Annotated in this window: 1 protein-coding gene; it reads left to right on the top strand. The window is 67.1% G+C overall.

Annotation, left to right across the window (positions count from 1 at the left end; all coding sequences use genetic code 11):
• Positions 1 to 431 precede the first annotated feature (431 nt).
• Complete coding sequence (locus tag O9280_RS13455; protein WP_298343738.1) at positions 432 to 1,616, top strand: AAA family ATPase; 1,185 nt, start codon at positions 432 to 434, stop codon at positions 1,614 to 1,616.
• Positions 1,617 to 1,815: the final 199 nt, after the last annotated feature.

A 1,815-nucleotide genomic window follows, 5' to 3' on the forward strand; every position in this document is an offset into this window, starting at 1 on the left:
GGGATCGACGCGCACCACCACGTCGCCCGGCTTCAGCGCCGGGGCCTTGGCGGCGTCGTGCACGGCGGCCACCACGGCCCGCTCGTTCGCGCCCTCGCCCTCGAAGCGCAGTTCCAGGCCCAGCTCCTCGGCCGTCCAGCGAATGAAGTCGCGCACCGAGTGCTGCGGTGAACGCCGGTCAGGAACCGACACCATTCGCCAGTGAGGTGGCGGTTTTGATCGGGCAGGGCCGCTGCCAGGTCGGGCGGCGCCAGTCCCAGCGCCGCCTGGGCCGCAACCAAACGGTCGCGGGCAGTGCCCTTGGAGTGCAACGGAATCCGGATGGTCTGGCATGGCGCCGATTGTCTCGCTCCTGGGCAGATGGCCATCTATTCGTCTTTATGCGGCAGACGTCGTATAAATCGGCATAAGTCGCTATAGTGGCACCTGCCATGGACAAGATCCGCAACCCCTTCTCGCCGGGCGCGGGCTCGCCGCCACCCGAGTTGGCCGGCCGCGAAGGCATCCTGGAGCAGGCTCGGGTGCTGTTCGGGCGGGTGCAGGCCAGGCGGCCGGAGAAAAGCCTGCTGCTGACGGGCCTGCGCGGGGTGGGCAAGACGGTGCTGCTCAACCAAATCGAACGCATTGCCCTGGCCGAAGGCTTTCGAACCATCTTGGTCGAAGCGCACGAACGCAAGCCGCTGGCCGTGCTGCTGGCGCCTCATCTGCGCCGCTTGCTGTTCGACCTGGACCGGGTGAAGGCGGCTGGCAACAAGGCGCGCCGGGCCTTGAGCGTGCTGCGCAGCTTCATCGGTGCCATCAAGGTGAAGGTGGGTGATCTGGACATCGGCCTGGACATCGAACCCGAGCCTGGCTCGGCCGACAGCGGCGATCTGGAAGTCGACCTCCCCAACCTGTTTGTGGCCGTAGGCGAGGCGGCGCAGGAGCGAGGCGCGGCGGTCGCGATCCTGATCGACGAGATCCAGTACTTCAGCACCGAGGAGCTGAGCGCGCTGATCATGGCCATGCACCGCATGCAGCAGCGCCAGTTGCCGCTGGTGCTGGTGGGCGCGGGCCTCCCGATCCTGCCCGGGCTGGCCGGTGAGTCGAAGTCATACGCCGAGCGGCTGTTCAACTTCCCCGCCGTGGGGCCGCTGCCTGAGCCCGACGCTGCGCGTGCACTGCAGGACCCCGTGCAGGCCGAGGGCGTGGCGTTCGACCTCGATGCGTTGCACGAGATCTTCCGGCTCACCCAGGGGTATCCGTACTTTCTGCAGGAGTGGGGCTACCAGGCCTGGAACCACGCAACGGCCTCGCCCATTGGCGCAGACGTGATCCTTGATGCGAGCGAGCTGGTGTCGCAGCGCCTGGACGAGAACTTCTTTCGCGTGCGCTTCGATCGGCTGACGCCGCGGGAGAAGACCTACCTGCGCGCCATGGCCGAACTGGGCGAAGGCCCCTACCGAACCGGCGACATCGCCGACAAGCTGGGCGTGAAGACCACGAGCCTGGCTCCGGTTCGCGCCAACCTGATCAAGAAGGGCATGGTCTACAGCCCTTCGCACGGCGAGATGGCCTTCACCGTGCCGCTGTTCGATGCCTTCATGCGGCGCGCGATGCCGCGTTTCGAGCCCTGACGGCGAGGTGGCCTGCGGTGGTTGCGCATGGCGCATGGACAAAGCTTGCCTAAAGCAACACCTGAATCCGTGACCCCAAAGCCCGCGACAGCCTGGCTGGTGCCGATGGCATCGACGATCGCGGTCCATCGTCCACTTGGGGCTGCAGCGCTGCTGCCGCGGTGCATGGGGCGGCTGTCGTGACCTCGCCGATCACGCT

This window comes from Silanimonas sp., from assembly GCF_027531545.1.
GTDB lineage: Bacteria > Pseudomonadota > Gammaproteobacteria > Xanthomonadales > Xanthomonadaceae > Silanimonas.